A 17,447-nucleotide genomic window follows, 5' to 3' on the forward strand; every position below is an offset into this window, starting at 1 on the left:
ACAGGTGCGCACGGGGCTCACACCACTTCGAAAACCGGGCCATTGGGGCGGAACGGAAGCCGCTCCCCCTTCGGCACCAGGTAGGCGTGGTCCCTCCGCACCCGCAGCACGTCGCACGCGGTGTCGGTGACGATGAGGACCGGCGCCCCGGGCGGGAAGTCCTCCGCTGCGTGCAGCAGGTCCACCCCGGGCTGCAGCACGGTGCCGCCCCCGCCCTTGATGCGCACACGGCCCTCGATCTCGTGGGGCTGCAGGTACCCCGCGTCGTAGGGCGCCGCGTCGCAGAAGACCACGCGCGCGGCGGGCACGTCGCGCGCCTCGGCGTAGGAGGCGATCGCCCCGAGCGCCTTGCCCATGAGCCGGGTTCCCATCGACCCCGAGGTGTCCAGGACGACGCCGAACGTGCAGCGCGCGATCTCCTCCGGCGGGAAGTACCATCCCGCGCGCGGGATGCCGGGGGTGGAGGCCTGCCGACGCGCCGGGCGGGCGAAGCTGCGCACCGCCTCGGGGCGCGGCACGAACTCGTCGAACCAGCGCGCGAGCTGCACGTCCCACGGCGGCGGGGGGTGGGCGATGGCGCGGATCTCCGACTCCAGCCCGACCGGCACCAGCCCCCGGTCCTGGCTGACGTGCAGCTCCAGCCCTTGCACGAGGCCGCGGCGGTAGAAGTCGTCCAGGTCGACGTAGTCCTTGGGGCGGTGCGGCAGCGGCTCGCCCAGCACGTCGCTCCCGCCCTTGCCCCGGAGCGTGGCCATGCGCCGCATGCGCCGCCGGTCGGTGGCGATGCGGTCGTACACCTCCTCGGCCGACATCCCTGCGAGCCGCGGGTCGTACAGCAGCCCTTGGGGCATGTCGCCCACGCCCATCTCGACCAGCCACCCGTTGATGACGTAATCGCAGGCCACGTTGAACAGGAAGTGGTCCCTGGGGCCGCACCGGTCCGCGTGCCTGAGGGCCGCGTGCAGCATCTCGTGGGCGAGGATGAAGCGCCATTCCCCCTCGGTCTGCTGGCGCAGCGGATTGACGTAGATCTCGCCCGCGGAGGCGTTCACCGCGGCCACGGAGATGTCGTGGGCGCGCGCGAGGTCGGCGTCGGCCACGACCTCCATACCGGCGGCGATGCCGCCGAGCAGCGGGTAGGAGGACACGAACCAGCCCAGCGCGCGCTCCCAGGGGTCGCGCTCGTGCCGCCGCCTGGGGCGGCTCCCGGGGCGGGCCCCGGCGTCCTCCATCGCCTCGCCCATGGTGCGGGCCAGGCCGTGCGCGAACTCCTTGCCCCAGTCGGGCGGGTCGTACCAGGACCGCCACGGCACCAGCAGCTGGTCGTCGCCCGCGCCGGCCACCCCGCACGCCTCCAGCCCGGCGGGAATGCCGTCCCGGCGCCAGCGCTCGGCCAGCTCCTCCTCGTCGCCGCCGGGGACGGAGGGGGACGTCAGGAACGGCGAGGACCCCACGGAGAAGGTCGCCTGGAAGCGGACGACCACGGCGCAGCGCGCGGCGAGGGCGAAGCGGTCGGGCTGTTCCCGCTCCTCCGCCGCCGCGGGGACGTGCCCGAACCCCAGGTGCAGCAGGCAGTGCGCCAGCACCCAGGCCCATTCGCGGGGGTCGGCGAGGCGCCTGGGGTGGACGTGCACGGTGCCGTTGGAGTCGACCGCCGCCCAGCCGTCGGGCGGCACATCCCGGCAGTCCTCGCGGCAGTACCGGGGCTCCATCGACCCCAGCGCCCGGTTCGCGGCGACCATCCTGGCCCCCTCGAAGAACGCCTTGGCGGCCGGGTCGGGCCGTGCCCCGGCCTGGCCGCCCTTGCCGCCCCGGCCGCGCCTGCTCACCGCCGCGCCTCCGCCAGGCGCGGCATGTCGCGCGCCGCCTCGACCAGGAACCAGGACGGCAGCAGCGGCGCCCCGTCCGCGTCCTCGGCGACGACGGTGCGCGCCACCTCCACGGAGATCTCGGCGAGCTGCACCAGCAGCGACTTGGCGCGGTGGGCGAACTGCATCGCCGAAGGGGAGGCGTGCTCGCGGGAGGAGGGCAACTCCTTGGCCAGGCGGCCGCGGAACGACTCCGCCAGGAAGTACAGCAGGTCGCGGTCCTCGACCGAGGAGGGCCAGCGCGCGTCGCCCTTGATGACGGCCTCCAGGCCGTACCGGCTGCGCACGATCTTGGCGTAGCCGCAGAACGCGGTGGCGTGCGCGGGGGTGAGGGTTCCGTGCGCGACGACCTGGAGCGTCTCCTCGTCCAGGTCCTCACCGAAGGAGTGCAGCGCGTCGGAGAGCATGTGCCAGGAGCGCGGCGTGGAGAACGGCTCCTCGCTCTTGGGCGGTGCCGACCACAGGTGGTCCGGGCGGTCGGTGATGTAGTCCGTGATCCAGGGGTGGATGCCGTTGCCGAACGCCCAGGCGAGCCAGTCGGTGGCCGAGGCCCGCAGGTGCACGTGGGTGAGCCGGTTGACCAGGGCCGAGGCGATCGGGCGCGCCAGGGCGTTGTCGGAGGCGCGGTTGCCCGCGCCGATGACGATGCTGCCGCGGGGGAGCTCGTAGCCGCCGATGCGCCGGTCGAGGATCAGCGAGTAGAACGCCTTCTGCACGTCGGGGGTGGCGGCGTTGAGCTCGTCGAGGAACAGGCAGTAGGGCTCGTCGCGGGCGATGGCCTCGGGCGGGCAGAACACCGAGCGGCCGTCGCGGATCTGCGGGACCCCGATGAGGTCCTCCGGGGCGAGCTGGGTGCCGAGCAGGCTGACGCACTCCAGGCCCAGCGACTCGGCGAAGGACCGCACCAGTGAGGACTTGCCGATGCCGGGCGCGCCCCACAGGAACACGGGGCGCACGGTGGCCAGGCCCAGGAGGAGTTCGGGAACGCGCGCGGGCGTGACGGTGACGGCGGCCTGCAAGCAAGGGCTCCTTGTCGTGTGCGGAGGAGGCAGAAGGGCGGAGGGTGGACGGAGTCGGGAGGGGCGGCCCGGAGCATGGGGGCGCGCCTCAAGCGGCGTGGGCCGGACGCACACGGGCGCCCTGCGGCCCGCACAAGGGTGCGGCGGCAGGGCGCCCGGGCACAAGCGGTTTTCGCCCCTCCCGGCAGAGGTGAGGGGGGCAGGACATGCGGGTGGGCGTGCGGGGACGGCCCGTCCGGCCCTCAGGCGACCATCAGGCGGCCGTCATCGCGCCATCACGGTGGCGTCACTCCGCGCTGACGCGGATCTTGGACTGGCCGTGCGGCAGCTCCTCCCAGTCGTCCATGAACCGGGCCGACAGGCCGTGCTTCTCCGCGAGCGCGACCAGCGTCTCGGTCCGGTAGTAGAAGTCCTCCCTCAGGACGTGGTGCTCGGCGCCCTCGGTGCGGTCGAAGGTGAAGTCGAAGAACCCCTTCGGGGCGAGGATCCGCCCCACGTTCGCCAGGGCCTCGTCGATGACCTCGATCGGCGAGTGCGAGAAGACGCTGTGCGCGTGGACCACGTCGAACCTGCCCTCGGGCAGGAAGGAGAAGGTCAGGTCGCGGGTGAGCGTCAGGTGCGGCAGCTTGGCCTGCAGCCCGCGCTCGGCCAGCACACCGGTCGCCGAGGCCAGGATGTCCGGCGAGATGTCGATCCCGTAGTAGTTGCCCTCGTCGAGGTACTCGATGAACCGCCAGCCCGCCCGCAGGTTCCCGCAGCCGATGTCCAGCAGCCGGTGCTCCGGGCTCAGCCCGTGCCCGACCAGGTAGTCGAACTGCATCTGGCCCAGCGCCAGCCACCGCTTCTCCGACTGGCTGCCCACGGCGGCCTTCGGGTCGCGCGCGGCGTCCGAGGCCATCACGGCCCGGTAGTAGGAGACGTGGTCGCCCCGGTGGCGGACCCTCAGGACGGCGTCGCGCAGGGCCCGCGAGGCGTACGGCACCACCCGCGCCGGGTTGCGCAGCGCGTAGCGCAGCTTGTGCACGAGGGAGGACCGGTTGGCGGTCAGCGCTCCCGCCTTCTTTTGGGGCATCACTCTCAACTCCTCTTACATGCTCACTGCCCACCGGATCCCGTATCCGATCCTCCACCGCGGACCCGGCACAGGCCCGCAGTGACACGGGCCGGATGCGCGCGCGTCGGAGGGGACGGGCGGCGCGCAGTGCGTGGGGGAGGGCGCGGAAGGCGGGCGCTGGCCGTGACCCTACTCGCCCCCGCCCCGTGTCCGGAATCCCTTGGGCGCGGGACATTTCGGGCCGCACCTCAGGCGGCGGCGCGGCGCAGCCGGACCGCCAGGGCCTCGACCGCCATCACCACCGCGAACACCATGAGCGTGATGAGGGTGACGGTTCCGAACTCCTGCACGCGCGCCGCGTTGAGCAGTTCGTAGCCGATGCCGCCCGCGCCGACGATGCCCAGCACGGTGGCCGACCGGATGTTCACGTCGAGCTGGTACATCAGGTGGCCGATGAACGCGGGAAGCGCCTGCGGGAGCGTCGCGGACAGGAACACCTGCGGCCCGGACGCCCCGACCGCCCGCAGCGCGCGCTCCGGGCCGGGGTCGACCTCCTCGACCGAGTCGGCGACGAGCTTGCCCAGCAGTCCGACCGCCCCGATGGACAGCGCCAGCGTCCCGGCGACCGGCCCGAGCCCGATCATCACCACGAACACGATGGCCAGGATGAGCTCGGGCACCCCCCGGACCACCACGATGAACATGCGGCAGGCCTGGGCGACGCCGGAGTTCGGGGCGACGTTGCGCGCGGCCAGCACCCCGACCGGGAGCGCGAGCAGGGCGCCGAGGAGCGTGGCGGCGAAGGCGATCTGCACGGTCAGCAGCAGCCCCTCCAGCAGGCGGCCGCCGATGCCCCCGGCCTCCGGGGGCCAGAACAGCGCCAGCGCCTCCAGCGGGGCGCGGGATCCCCCCGCACCGGCCTCTGCGGCCACGGCCGCGACCGAGGCCGCGACGGCGGCCGCGGCGGCCCCGACGGCGAGGGCGCGGCGTACCCGCCCTGCGGTCCAGCGGGGGGTGAGCCGGCCGGACGCCAACGCCGCGGCGGAGGCGGCGCGCGGGTCGGCCCCGGCGGCGGCCGCCCCTTCCGGCGCCTCGGCGGCGTCGCGCGCCCCGGCGCGGCGGGCGCGCAGCGCGGGTGCGACCCGGGCGGCCAGGCGGGCCAGGCCGCCGGCCCGCTGCTCGGTCCCGGGCAGCAGGGCGCGGCGGGCGGCGACCGACACCAGCTCCACGGCCACGCACAGCGCCAGCACCACGACCGCCAGGGCCATGCCGCGCTGGTAGTCCAGGCGCCCGAGGGCGTGGCTGATCTCCTGCCCGATGCCCGCCACCCCGACGAACCCGAGGATGACCGAGATGCGCAGGTTCACGTCGAAGCGGTGCAGCGCGGTGGCGATGAAGGCGGGAAGCACCTGCGGCAGCACCCCGCCCACCAGCTCCTGCAGGCGGCTCGCGCCCGCGGCGCGCAGGGCGGTGCGCGGCCCCTCGTCGATCTGCTCGACGGCGTCGGCGTAGAGCTTGCCGACCATGCCGACCGAGTGCAGGCCCATGGCCAGCACCCCGGTGAGGGCGCCGAAGCCCAGGATGCGGAAGAAGAGCACGGCCAGCACCACGTCGGGGACGGCGCGGGCGACGACGATCGCCGCACGCGCGGCGGCGCGCGCCGGGCGGCCGGGGGCGGTGTTGCCCGCCGCCCACACCGCCAGCGGGACGCTCAGCACCACCGACAGGACGGTGGCGGCGGTGACGATGGCCAGGGTCTCCAGCAGCGGCGGCGCCAGCTCGGCCAGGGGCGGGAAGTCCAGCGGCAGCATCCGGGACAGGAAGTCGGCGGCGTTGCCCGCGCTGTCGGCCAGGGTGGCCACGTTGATCCGCAGGTCGATGAGCGACCAGACGGCGGCGGCGAGCAGGGCGGCGCCGGTCAGCGCGGCCGCGGCGGAGGCCGGGCGCGGGCGCGGCAGGGTGCGCGGCCCGGGCCCTCCGGCCGGGGCGCCGCCGGGCGGGGGCGCCGGAGCGGGCGGGGCGGGTGCGGTCGCCATGGCAGCGCCGCCCCTCAGGCCGCCGGGGCGGGCGCCGGGGCGCCGACCCGGGAGTAGACGGCCATGGCGTCGTCGCGGCCCAGCCCGGCGGTGGGCGCGTCCATCACCACGCGGCCGCTGCGCAGGCCCACCACCCGGTCGCCCCAGGACAGGGCCAGGTCGACCTGGTGCAGGCTGCACAGCACGGTCAGGCGCTCCTCGGCCGCCACGGCGCGGATCAGCTCCATGACCTGGTGGGCGGACTCGGGGTCGAGGGAGGCCACCGGCTCGTCGGCGAGGAGGATCTCGGGGCGCTGCAGCAGGGCGCGGGCGACGGCGACCCGCTGCTGCTGGCCGCCGGAGAGGGTGTCGGCGCGCTGGAAGGCCCGGTCGGCCAGGCCCACCCGGTCGAGCTGCTCCAGCGCGGCGCGCCGCACGGACCGCGGGTAGAGCGGCAGGCCCAGGCGGGGCGCGCGTAGACCCCCCAGCGCGCCGTGGCACGCGTTCTCCAGCACGGTGAGCGGGCCGACCAGGTGGAACTGCTGGAAGACGAACCCGACCCGGCGGCGGAGGCGCCGCAGCTCGCGGGAGGAGGCGGCGCCCACGTCGGTGCCGAGGACCCGGACCCGGCCGGAGGTGGGCGCCTGGAGGCCGTCGACGTGCCGGAGCAGGGTGGACTTGCCCGAGCCGGACAGGCCGAGCAGCACGACCACCTCTCCGGCGCGCGCGGTGAGCGAGACCTCGTCGAGGGCGGGGGCGTCGGCGCCGAAGGACTTGGTGACCGCGTCGAATTCGACGACGGCCCCGTCGGCGGCGGCCTCGGGGCGGGTGTCGGGTTCCATGCTGGTGCTTCCTTGTCGGGGTCGGTCCGCGGGGTCGGTCCGCGGGCGGGCCGGGTGGCGCCCGCGTTCAGGGAGGCACGGGAACGGCGCCCGGTGATGCGGGGGTGGGGGGCCGTGCCCGGCGGTTCGAGACCACGGGGGCGGCGGGCGTGCGGGGGGACGTCCGCTCACCGCCCCCGTTCCGGCGGGGCTTCAGGGAGCGCTCGTCGCGTCGGCCGTCAGGCGTCGGCCGAGGAGCACTGCTCGGCCTCGGTGGTCGCGCAGATCTCGTCCAGCGGCGCGTAGAAGTCGTCGGGGACGCTGGTCCAGCCCCAGATCCGCTCGTCGGTGAGGTCGCAGTCGCCCTCCTCGCAGTAGCCGTTCTCCACCAGGTAGTCCTGGTTGCCCTTCTCGGCGATGGCGGAGACGACCGTGTCGAACAGCTCGGGCTCCAGGCCGTTGGAGACGGTGATCGGGGAGCTGGTGATGGTCTCGGACTCCCAGACGACCTCCAGGTCGCCCTCCTCGATGGAGCCGTTCTCCACCAGGGTCTCGTCGACCATGGAGTCGAAGGCGAACCCGGCGTCGCACTCGCCCTCGGCCACGGCGATGGCGGAGGAGTCGTGGCCGCCGGCGAAGGTCTCCTCCCAGTCGCCCTCCTCGATCCCGGCGTCCAGCAGCCCGGCGAGCGGGTAGAGGTAGCCGGAGGTGGAGTTGGGGTCGACGAAGCACAGGTGCTTCCCGGCGAAGTCGTCGATGGACTCGATGTCGGAGCCGGAGGGGACGATGCCGTAGGAGGTGTAGCCGGGCTCCTCCCCCTTCTCCTGCACCATGGCCCCGGCGACGGTGATGTCCGAGCCGCTCTGGTCGGCCAGGTAGTAGGAGAACGGGCCGTACTGGGCGATGTCGATCTGCCCGCTGCGCTGGCCCTCGATGACGGCGGCGTAGTCGGTGGCGGTCTGGAACTCCACCTCCAGGCCGGTCTCGTCCTCCAGCATCGCGATGAGGGGCTCATAGCTGTTCTTCAGGCCGGTGGCCTCTTCGGCGGGGACCGCCCCGATGACGAGGCTCTCAGGGGCCCCGCCGCCGTCCCAGCCGCCGTCGGCGGCGCTGGGCCCGCACCCGGCGAGCACGGTGGCGGACGCGGCCGCCGAGGCGAGGACGGCAGCGGTGCGGCGGTGTCTGATCTGCATGTACGGGGGACCTCCGGTTCACCGTCCGCCGGGGGGCGTGCGGACGCCTTGACGTGCGCCCCCATGCTCGAACAGGACCTTTGGGACGGACCGACCGCGAGATGACCCGCAAAAGAATTCGAGCTTTCCGTTCATAGCGCGGATGATTGGATGAATCGCGCCCCGTCGGCCCCGGGGAGGTCCGGGCGGTGGATGAGGGGGGGCGGCCGCCAGACGCATCCTGTGTCGTGGAATCGACGCTTTCACGCGGATCAGGCGTCGATTCCACCACCCGATCCGCCCCCGCACCCCGACGCCCGGCATGCCCGGCATGCAGCGCTCGGCCGCTCCCACCGTGATGACCTCGGAGCGGCATCGGCCCGACAGGGCGCGGAGTCACACCGCCCTCCGCCCTCTCACGCCCCGTAGACCGGTTCCGGCGGGGGCGCCTGGGACAGGAGGTCCGCGACGGCTCCGCCGACGTCGGAGGGGTCCCACCGGGTCGGGCGCACGGCCTCCGGACCCGGGCGGTAGCCGTCCATCAGGCGGATCCGGCCGCCCTCCGCCTCGAAGACCCGGCCGGTCACCCCCTCCGCGCCGTCCGCCCCCAGCCACACCACCAGCGGGGAGACGTTGGCCGGGTCCATGGCGTCGAAACCGTCCTCGGGCGCGGCCATCCGGTCGGCGAAGACGCCCTCGGTCATCCGGGTGCGCGCCGCCGGGGCGACCGCGTTCACCCCCACCCCGTACCGCCCCAGCTCGGCGGCGGCCACCAGGGTGAGCGCGGCGATGCCCGCCTTGGCCGCCGCGTAGTTCGCCTGCCCGACGCTGCCCAGCAGTCCCGCACCGGAGGACGTGTTCACCACGCGCGCCCGGGGCCGCCGCCCCGCCTTGGCCTCGGCCCTCCAGTGCACGGCCGCCTCCCGCAGCACGAGGAAGTGCCCGCGCAGGTGCACCCGCACCACGGCGTCCCAGTCGTCCTCGGTCAGGTTGACCAGCATCCGGTCGCGCACGAACCCGGCGTTGTTCACGATCGTGTCCAGGCGACCGTAGGCCTCCAGGGCGGCGCGCACCGCTCCCGCGGCCCCGTCGGCCGAGGCGATGTCGCCGGTGCAGGCCACGGCCTCGCCGCCGCCCTCCCGGATCTCGTCGGCGGTCTCCCTGGCGGGCCCGTCGGCGCCTCCGGTGCCGTCGGGGCCGACGCCCAGGTCGTTGACGACCACGCGGGCGCCCTGCCGTGCGAACTCCAGCGCGTGCGCCCGCCCCAGCCCGCGCCCGGCCCCGGTGACCAGGACGGCCCTGCCCTCGCAGATCACGGCCGCTCTCCTCCCTCCGGACCCCGCGCCGCCAGGTAGGCGGGCGGCTCACCGCCGCCGTGGACCGGCAGGCAGGCCCCGGTGATGTAGGAGGCGGCGTCGGAGGCCAGGAAGACGCACGCCTCGCCGATCTCGCGCGGCTCGGCGGGCCGCCCCAAGGGAACGGTGCGCCCGGCGCCGGCCAGTCCCCCTTCGTCGCCGAAGTGCTGCGCGATGCGCTCGGTGCGCACCATCCCGGCGCGCACGCAGTTGACCCGTACCTCGGGCGCCCACTCGGCCGCCAGCGAGGCGGTCAGGCTCTCCAGCCCGGCCTTGGCCGCCGCGTAGGCGGCCGTGCCCGGCGACGGGCGGACGGCGGCGACGCTCCCGATGAACGTCAGGGTGCCGCCGCTCTCGCGGAGGGGCCCATGGAAGGCGCGCGCGAGCAGGAGCTGCGCGGTCAGGTTCAGCTCGATGATCCTGGCGTGCGTGTGGGCCCACCCCTCGGCCGCGCGCAGCGGCGGGGAGCCGCCCGCGTTGCCGACCACGGCGCGCACCGGCCCGGTCTCGGCGGCCAGGCGCTCCAGGTCGCCGGGGTCGCGGATGTCGGCGCGGACGAACCGCACCCCCGGGGGCGGGTCCTCCGGCTCGTGCCGGGCGCACGCCACGACGTGGGCGCCCGCGTCGGCGAAGGCCGCGCACACGCCCCGGCCCACCCCGCGCACACCGCCGGTGACCAGCACCGTCCCACCGTCCCGACCGGTCATCTGGGCCCCTTTCCGCCGCCGCGGACCGCTGCTACGTTCTTTCTAACAAACGTTTGGTGGAAAGGTAAGGCATGGAGATCTCCACCGCCCTCCACCCGGACGGGACCGCCGAGGTCGCGGTCGACGCCCCGCCGGTCAACGCGCTGACCGCCGAGGGGTGGCACCGGCTCGCGGCGGCGGTGCGCGCGGCCGGGGCGGCCCGGCGCACCCGCGCGGTGCTGCTGCGGGCCGAGGGGCGCGGCTTCAGCGCCGGGGTCGACATCAAGGAGGTCCAGCGGGGCGGCGGCACCGCGCTGGTCGAGGTCAACCGGGGGTGCGCGGACGCCTTCGACGCCGTGTACGCCTGCCCGGTGCCGGTGGTGGCCGCCGTCCAGGGGTACTGCCTGGGCGGCGGGGTGGGGCTGGCGGGCAACGCCGACGTCGTCCTTGCCGCCGAGGACGCCTACTTCGCCCTGCCCGAGGTCGACCGGGGCGCGCTGGGCGCGGCCACCCACCTGAACCGGCTGGTCCCCGGGCACCTGGCGCGCGCGATGGTGTACACCTGCCGCCCGGCGACCGCCGCCCAGCTGCACGCGTTCGGCTCGGTGCTGGAGGTGGTGGAGCCCGGGCGGCTGCGGGAGGCCGCCCTGGAGGTCACCGGGGCCATCGCCGCCAAGGACCCGGAGGTGGTCCGGCGCGCGAAGGAGTCCCTGAACGGCATCGACCCCGTGGACCCGCGCCGCTCCTACCGCTTCGAGCAGGGGTTCACCTTCGAGCTGAGCCTCGACGGGTCGGGCGACCGGCTGCGCGACGCCTTCGTCAGGCACGGGACCGCCCCGGACGGCGGCGAGGGGTGAAGGCGTGTCCGGCTCCTCCCCGGCGACCGGAGCGGCGGCCCGGCAGGGGCCTACGAGGGCGGTCGAAGGCCGCCGGTCACCCCCTTGGAGGACGCTGTCGGCGGCTTCGGTGTCGCGGGTGGTGGTCCCCACGGCCGACGACGGGCCACGTACGCGGCCGGCGCCGGGGCGCCCGCCCCGGCCACTTCGGGGCTGAGTCGTTCGGGCGCGCAGGCTACTCGGACCCCGGCGTCCCCCGTCACATACGAGATCCCCGACCGCACAACGCGTGCGGGCGCCCGCACGCCCGGCTTCCCGTGGAGGGCCGAATCCTGGACAAGCGCATGACGCCCGACGACATCGCCGCTTCGATCCCCGACGGCGCCGTGCTGGGCATCGGCGGGTGGGGGTCCCGCCGCAAGCCCATGGCCCTGGTGCGTGCCCTGTGCCGCGCCCCCGCGCGCGACCTGACCGTGGTCTCCTGTGCCGGGCCCGACCTCGGCCTGCTGTGCGCCTACGGGAAGGTGCGCCGGGCCGTCGTCCCCTTCGCCACGCTCGACAGCATCCCGCTGGAACCTTGGTTCCGCCGCGCGCGCGAGGAGGGCCGCATCGCGCTCACCGAGTACGACGAGGGCCTGTTCATGTTCGGGCTGCTGGCGGCGGCGCACCGGCTGCCGTTCCTGCCGACCCCTGCGGGGCTGCACTCGGACGTCATGCGGGTCAACCCTGAGCTGCGCACCGTCCGCTCCCCCTACCCCGCCCCCGGCCATCCCGGCGGAGAGGAGCTCACGGCCGCCCCCGCGCTCCGGCTCGACGCGGCGTTCGTGCACGTCAACCGAGCCGACCGGCGGGGCAACGGGCAGTACCTCGGCCCCGACCCCTATCTGGACGACCTGTTCGCCAAGGCCGCCGACCGGACCTACCTGTCCTGCGAACGCCTCGTCGAGGGTTTCGACGGGCCGCCGCAGACCCTCCTCATCAGCCGGGCCACCGTGGCGGGGGTGGCCGAGACGCCGGGCGGTGCGCACTTCACCTCCTGCGAGCCCGACTACGGGCGCGACGAGGGGTTCCAGCGCGTCTACGCGGCCACCGCCAAGGACCCCGACGCCTGGGACCGGTTCCGCGCCTGGGCCGTCGACGCCGGAGAGGACGCCTACCGGAGGGAGGCCCAACGGTGACCGCTCCCCCCACCCGCGCCGAGGTGGCCGTGGCCGCCTGCGCCGACGCCTGGCGCGGCGACGGCGAGGTGCTCGCCGCGGCCATGGCCCCGTGCCCGGCCCTGGGCGCCCGGCTGGCCCGCTCGACCTTCGCCCCCGACCTGCTCACGACCGACGGCGCGGCCGTGCTCACCCGCGAGCCGGTCCCCCTGGGCGCCGACGGCGAGGCCGAGGGCTGGCTCCCCTTCCGCGACCACCTGTGGCTGGTGCTGCACGGCCGGCGGCACGTGATGCTGGGCGCCTCCCAGATGGACGCCGAGGGCAGGACCAACATCTCCTGCGTCGGCGACTGGGAGCGACCGACGGCCCAGCTTCTCGGTGTGCGGGGCTGCCCGGGCAACACGGTGCGCAACACGGTCAGCTATTGGGTGCCCCGGCACTCGCGCCGGGTGTTCACCCCGAAGGTCGACATGGTCAGCGGCGTCGCCGCCACCGACGCGCACGAGCTGCGGCGGGTGGTGACCGACCTGGCGGTGATGGACTTCGGCGGGCCCGGCCGCACGCTGCGGCTGGTGTCGGTGCACCCGGGGTGCACAGTGGAGCAGGTGTGCGACGCCACCGGGTTCGACCTCGCCCTGCCCGAGGGCGGTGCGGCGGCGGTCGCCGGGACCCGCCGCCCCACGGGTGAAGAGCTGCGGCTGCTGCGGGACGTCCTCGACCCGGGCGGGGTCCGCGACAAGGAGGTCCCGGAATGACGCCGGCCGTCCCCTCTCCTCCCGCCCCCATGGACACGCCGCTCACCCGGCTGGCCGGGTGCCGCTACCCGGTCGTGCAGACCGGCATGGGGTGGGTGGCCGGGCCCGGCCTGGTGGCAGCGGTCGCCGAGGCCGGAGGGCTGGGCATCTTGGCCTCGGCGACCATGTCCCTGGAGGAGACGGCCGCCGCGATCCGCTCCGTGCGGCGCAGGACGGACGCACCCTTCGGAGTGAACCTGCGCTCGGACGCCGCCGACGCCCGCGAGCGCGCCGAACTGCTGGTCTCCGAGGGGGTGAGGGTGGCCTCGTTCGCCCTGGCCCCGCGCCGGGACCTGATCGCCCTGTTGAAGGAGGGCGGCGTCGCCGTCGTGCCGACCGTGGGGGCGCCGCGCCATGCGGAGAAGGTGGCTGCGTGGGGCGCGGACGCGGTGATGGTGCAGGGCGCGGAGGGCGGGGGCCACACGGGGTCGGTGGCGACGACGGTGCTGCTGCCGCGCGTGCTGGACGCCGTGGACATCCCGGTGGTGGCCGCGGGCGGCTTCCGCGACGGGCGCGGGCTGGCGGCGGCCCTGGCCTTCGGGGCGAGCGGGATCGGCATGGGGACGCGGTTCCTACTGACGTCGGACAGCTCCGTCCCCGAAGCGGTGAAGCGGGCGTACCTGGAGTCCGACGAGACCGTGGTGACGCGCGCGGTGGACGGCATCCCGCACCGGGTGCTGCGCACCCCGGCCATCGATGCCCTGGAGCGCGCGGGAACGGCGCGGCGCCTGATCCTCGCCCTCCGGAACGCACGCGCCTTCCGCGCGGAGGCGGGGACAGGGTGGGGGGCGATGCTCCGCGAGGGCTGGTCCATGCGCCGCTCCCAGGGGAGCGGGATCGCTCAGACGATGTCGGCGGCGAACACCCCGATGATGCTGCGCGCCGCCATGGTGGAGGGCAGGACGGACGCCGGGGTGATGTCGGCGGGCCAGACCGTCGCCGCGATCACCGACCTCCCGAGCTGCCGCGAGCTGATCCACCGAACCGTCGAAGAGGCGAGGCGGGCCGTGGCGGGTCTTTCACGGACATGCGCAGAACCACCGGACACGGCCGCCTCGGGACCCTAGGCTGACCCCATAGCCGTACCCGGGGAGGCCTGCACATGGCGTTGCCATCGGAGCTCACACCGACGGCCGTGCGGGCCGCCATCGCCCGGCTCCGCGATCCGGAGCTGCTCCGGCGATTCGACGAGGACCTGGACGCCGCCTTCGAACGGGCACGGCGGGAGTCCGACCTCTCCGTGCTCATCGACACAGTGCGCCGCTGGTGGTTCGAGGCGGACGCGCGGAAGGACCCCGAGCGGTACCGCGAATTCACTCACCGGGTCCAGCGCTACCTCGATGAGGGCCCTCCGCCGCCCGAAGAGCGGGTCGGCCGGGCCGAGATCCTCGAACGGTTCGGCCTGTGACCGCGAACCGGCCCCGATCGGCACTGATCGTGCAGCCCCCGCCCGACGTCGCGGCCCTCCGGGCGGCGCTCGCGCGGATCGCCCCGTCCCGGCTGGCCGAGTTCCGTTCGCAGCTGGCAGAGGCCACGGTGAATGCCGAGAGCATGGACTCAACCGCCCCGATCCGCTGCTTCATCCACCACTGGTCGGTCTGGTCGCCATCGCACGCTTCCCCGAGCGGGAGCGCCGCCTCCATGAGCTGGAGGCGGTCGTCGACAGCGGGTCCCCCGACTCCCGGGACGCCATCAGGGAGATCAGCTCTCTGCTCCGCCAGGCGGAGGCGGACGCGGGCCTGCGTCGTTGATCTCGGGAAAAGCGCCCCTAAAAGCGGCCCGGTAGCGTCGTTTCTCCCGAGATCAACGCGGAGCGCACCCGCCTATCCGCGCGGGCTCTTAGGCCCCTGCCTCCCGCCGACCCTCTCGATCACCGTCACGTTCGCCTGGCCGCCGCCCTCGCACATGGTCTGTAGGCCCCACCTGCCCCCGGTGCGCTCCAGCTCGTGCAGCAGGGTCACCATCAGCCGCGCCCCGGTCGCGCCCAGCGGGTGGCCCAGCGCGATCGCTCCCCCGTTCGGGTTCACCCGCTCCGGGTCGGCGCCGGTCTCCTTCAGCCATGCCAGCACCACCGCCGCGAACGCCTCGTTCACCTCGATCGCGTCCATGTCGCCGATGGCCATCCCGCACCGGTCGAGCGCACGCGCCGTCGCCGGGATCGGCGCCGACAGCATCCGGATCGGGTCCTCCCCCAGCGCCGACATGTGGTGGATGCGTGCCCTGGGCACCAGGCCGTGCTCCTCCAGCGCGCGCTCGCCCGCGATGAGCAGCGCCGCCGCACCGTCGGTCACCTGGGAGGCCGTCGCGGCCGTGTGAACACCCCCGGGGACCAGCACCGGCAGCCCGGCCATCCTCTCCGGTGACGTGTTCCGCCGCGGCCCCTCGTCGACGGCCACCCCGCCGACCGGGGCCACCTCCCGCAGGAACCGGCCCTCGTCGGCCGCGCGCACTGCCCGCCGGTGCGACTCGGCGGCGTAGTCCTCCAGCTCCCGCCGGGTCAGCCCCCAGTCCCGGGCGATCATCTCCGCCCCCGCGAACTGGGACACCGGCGCGTCCCCGTACCTGTCACGCCAGCCGAGCGACCCGCTGAAGGGTCCCTCGGCCCCGGGGCCGCCCGGGTCACGTCCGTCGGCCTGCGCGAGCGCCTGTCCGGCCCGCATGGCCGCGCCGATCGGCACCGCCGACATGCTCTGCACCCCGCCCGCGACCACCAGGTCCGCCGTGCCCGCCAGCACCGCCTGCGCCGCGAAGTGCACCGCCTGCTGCCCCGACCCGCACTGGCGGTCCACCGTCACACCGGGCACGTGTTCGGGCAGCCCGGCCGCCAGCCACGCCGTGCGCGCGATGTCCCCCGACTGCGGCCCGAGCGCGTCCACGCACCCGAACACCACGTCCTCCACGGCCCCGGGGTCGGCCCCCGAGCGCTCCATGAGGGCGGAGAGCACACGGGCGCCCAGGTCGGCCGGGTGCACACCGGCCAGGGCGCCTCCCGCGCGCCCCCGCCCGACCGGGGTGCGGACAGCGTCGACGATGTACGCCTCGGGCATGGTGCGCTCCTTAAGGGGGCGTGGCGGGGGCGGGCGTCACTCGCCGGGCGCCTGGATGCCCTCCAGGACCATGGCGAGGTACTGCTTGGCGATGTCGGAGGCGGGCAGGCGGCCGTGCGGGTCGTACCAGTTGGCCGCGACCCACACGGTGTCGCGGATGAACCGGTAGACCAGGGAGGCGTCCAGGTCGGCGCGGAACGCCCCCTCGTCCGCGCCCCGGGTGAGCAGGTCCATCCACATGGAGCGGAACCGGGTCTGGGACTCGTCGAGGTAGGCGAAGCGCGGGTTGAGCGCCAGGTGGCGGGACTCGTTCTGGTACAGCACGACGGCGGGGCGGTGCCGGTGGATCGACGCGAACGACGCCTCGACCAGGCGCTCCAGGGTGGCGCGTGCGTCCCCGCCCTCGGCGAGGATCGCGTCGTAGGAGGTCCACAGGTCGTCCAGGAAGCCCGACAGGATCTCGTCGGCCATCGACTCCTTGGAGTCGAAGTGGTAGTAGAGGCTGCCCGCCAGCATCCCTGCGGCGTCGGCCACCTGGCGGATACTGGTGGCCGCGTACCCCTGCCGGGCGAAGACCTCGGCCGCCGTCTCCAGGATCTCGGCCCGCCGCCGCTCCCGTGCGGCCGCGGTGCGCTCGGCGTCCCTGCGCCGTGGGCTCATCGTTCGTCGCCTTCTCGTCCGTCGTCATCGGTGACCGTGTTGATCTCGGGGAACCCGTTCTCATGACGTCCGTTTCAACCCCGACTTCCCCGAGATCAACGAGGCGGGCCGTGCGGGTCCTCACGCGCGCTGGCTGGAGACCGGGACCACCTCCCCCGTCATGTACGACGCGTAGTCGCTGGCGAGGAAGACGATCACGTTGGCCACCTCCCACGGCTCGGCCGCCCGGCCGAACGCCTCCCGCCGGGCCAGCTCCTCCAGCAGCTCCGCCGGCGCCGACTTGGCCAGGTTCTCGTGCACGGCCAGGCTCGGCGCGACCGCGTTGATCCGCACGCCGTGCGGCGCCGCCTCCATCGCCGCGCAGCGGGTCAGGGCCATCACCCCCGCCTTCGCGGCGGCGTAGTGCGCCTGCCCGGGCTGGGCCCGCCACCCCAGCACCGAGGCGTTGTTGACCACGGCACCGCCGCCCCGCGGCACCATCCGCCGCATCGCGGCCCGGGTGCAGCGCATGGTGCCGGTGAGGGTCACCTCCAGCACCCGGGACCACTCGGCGTCCTCCATCTCGGCCAGGGGCGCGGTCCCGCCGAGCCCGGCGTTGTTCACCACCACGTCCGGCGGGCCGAACCGCCGCTCTGCCGCGTCGAAGGCGGCCTGCACGTGCTCTTCGTCGGTGACGTCGCAGCGCACCGCCGCCACGCGGTCGGCGCCGAACTCGGCGGCCAGCGCGCGCTCGCACTCGGCCAGGCGGCGCTCGTGCGCGTCGCTGACCACCACGCGCGCCCCCTCCTCCAGCAGGCGCCGCGCCGCCGCCCCGCCGATGCCGGTCCCGGCCGCGGCGGTGACCAGCGCCGTGCGGCCCCGGAGCAGCCCGTGGCCGGGGCGGGGGACGGCGCCAGGGGCCGCAGGGCGGCCCTGCTCGGGGTTCATCATGGGTGCTACCCTACCAAACGATTGTTAGAAAGA

General features: G+C 74.9%; 16 protein-coding genes. 5 read left to right on the forward strand and 11 right to left on the reverse strand.

From position 1 onward, the window contains the following. Positions 1-17: 17 nt before the first annotated feature. From O4J56_RS19650 to O4J56_RS19685, 8 genes are all read right to left on the reverse strand, one after another. Positions 18-1,829 (reverse strand): vWA domain-containing protein, encoded by a 1,812-nt coding sequence (locus O4J56_RS19650; RefSeq protein WP_270687581.1) that lies wholly within the window; start codon positions 1,827-1,829, stop codon positions 18-20. Beyond that, a complete protein-coding gene (locus O4J56_RS19655) occupies positions 1,826-2,887 on the reverse strand; it encodes an ATP-binding protein (protein ID WP_270687583.1) in 1,062 nt (353 codons plus the stop codon). Before O4J56_RS19655 ends, O4J56_RS19650 begins: the two co-directional genes overlap by 4 nt. Before the next feature lie 286 nt (positions 2,888-3,173). Then, on the reverse strand, positions 3,174-3,959 hold the full coding sequence (locus tag O4J56_RS19660) for a class I SAM-dependent methyltransferase (RefSeq protein WP_270687584.1): 786 nt from the start codon (positions 3,957-3,959) through the stop codon (positions 3,174-3,176). A gap of 230 nt (positions 3,960-4,189) precedes the next feature. Continuing rightward, positions 4,190-5,977, reverse strand: coding sequence for a phosphonate ABC transporter, permease protein PhnE (gene phnE / locus O4J56_RS19665; protein WP_270687586.1), 1,788 nt, complete (start codon positions 5,975-5,977; stop codon positions 4,190-4,192). A gap of 14 nt (positions 5,978-5,991) precedes the next feature. Next, on the reverse strand, positions 5,992-6,798 hold the full coding sequence (gene phnC, locus O4J56_RS19670; RefSeq protein ID WP_270687588.1) for a phosphonate ABC transporter ATP-binding protein: 807 nt from the start codon (positions 6,796-6,798) through the stop codon (positions 5,992-5,994). A gap of 218 nt (positions 6,799-7,016) precedes the next feature. After that, entirely contained in the window at positions 7,017-7,970 is a 954-nt protein-coding gene (locus O4J56_RS19675) for a phosphate/phosphite/phosphonate ABC transporter substrate-binding protein (protein ID WP_270687589.1), read from the reverse strand. Between the two features lie 395 nt (positions 7,971-8,365). Further along, positions 8,366-9,265: an SDR family oxidoreductase gene (locus O4J56_RS19680; RefSeq protein ID WP_270687590.1), complete on the reverse strand. Its 900-nt coding sequence runs from the start codon at positions 9,263-9,265 to the stop codon at positions 8,366-8,368. Continuing rightward, positions 9,262-10,011 (reverse strand): SDR family oxidoreductase, encoded by a 750-nt coding sequence (locus O4J56_RS19685; protein WP_270687591.1) that lies wholly within the window; start codon positions 10,009-10,011, stop codon positions 9,262-9,264. The genes O4J56_RS19680 and O4J56_RS19685 overlap by 4 nt, the downstream gene beginning before the upstream one ends. A 71-nt stretch (positions 10,012-10,082) precedes the next feature. On the opposite strand from O4J56_RS19685, the gene O4J56_RS19690 reads away from it, so the two are divergent. From O4J56_RS19690 to O4J56_RS19710, 5 genes are all read left to right on the forward strand, one after another. Continuing rightward, positions 10,083-10,847, forward strand: coding sequence for an enoyl-CoA hydratase family protein (locus tag O4J56_RS19690; protein ID WP_270687592.1), 765 nt, complete (start codon positions 10,083-10,085; stop codon positions 10,845-10,847). Positions 10,848-11,170: 323 nt separating this feature from the next. Next, positions 11,171-12,004, forward strand: coding sequence for a CoA transferase subunit A (locus O4J56_RS19695; protein ID WP_270687593.1), 834 nt, complete (start codon positions 11,171-11,173; stop codon positions 12,002-12,004). Then, positions 12,001-12,738: a CoA-transferase subunit beta gene (locus tag O4J56_RS19700; protein ID WP_270687594.1), complete on the forward strand. Its 738-nt coding sequence runs from the start codon at positions 12,001-12,003 to the stop codon at positions 12,736-12,738. Before O4J56_RS19695 ends, O4J56_RS19700 begins: the two co-directional genes overlap by 4 nt. After that, the gene (locus O4J56_RS19705; protein ID WP_270687595.1) at positions 12,735-13,844 is read left to right on the forward strand and encodes an NAD(P)H-dependent flavin oxidoreductase; all 1,110 of its coding nucleotides are present in this window, start codon (positions 12,735-12,737) and stop codon (positions 13,842-13,844) included. Before O4J56_RS19700 ends, O4J56_RS19705 begins: the two co-directional genes overlap by 4 nt. A 35-nt stretch (positions 13,845-13,879) precedes the next feature. Beyond that, positions 13,880-14,185, forward strand: coding sequence for a DUF6247 family protein (locus O4J56_RS19710; protein WP_270687596.1), 306 nt, complete (start codon positions 13,880-13,882; stop codon positions 14,183-14,185). A 415-nt stretch (positions 14,186-14,600) separates the two neighbouring features. On the opposite strand, the gene O4J56_RS19715 is transcribed toward O4J56_RS19710, so the two are convergent. From O4J56_RS19715 to O4J56_RS19725, 3 genes are all read right to left on the reverse strand, one after another. Then, positions 14,601-15,824, reverse strand: a complete 1,224-nt coding sequence (locus O4J56_RS19715; protein WP_270687597.1) for an acetyl-CoA C-acetyltransferase — start codon at positions 15,822-15,824, stop codon at positions 14,601-14,603. Positions 15,825-15,860: 36 nt separating this feature from the next. Continuing rightward, the gene (locus O4J56_RS19720) at positions 15,861-16,484 is read right to left on the reverse strand and encodes a TetR/AcrR family transcriptional regulator (RefSeq protein ID WP_270687598.1); all 624 of its coding nucleotides are present in this window, start codon (positions 16,482-16,484) and stop codon (positions 15,861-15,863) included. Positions 16,485-16,604: 120 nt separating this feature from the next. Further along, on the reverse strand, positions 16,605-17,414 hold the full coding sequence (locus O4J56_RS19725) for an SDR family oxidoreductase (RefSeq protein ID WP_270687599.1): 810 nt from the start codon (positions 17,412-17,414) through the stop codon (positions 16,605-16,607). Positions 17,415-17,447: the final 33 nt, after the last annotated feature.

The sequence above is a fragment of the Nocardiopsis endophytica genome (assembly GCF_027706725.1).
Classification (GTDB): domain Bacteria; phylum Actinomycetota; class Actinomycetes; order Streptosporangiales; family Streptosporangiaceae; genus Nocardiopsis_A; species Nocardiopsis_A endophytica.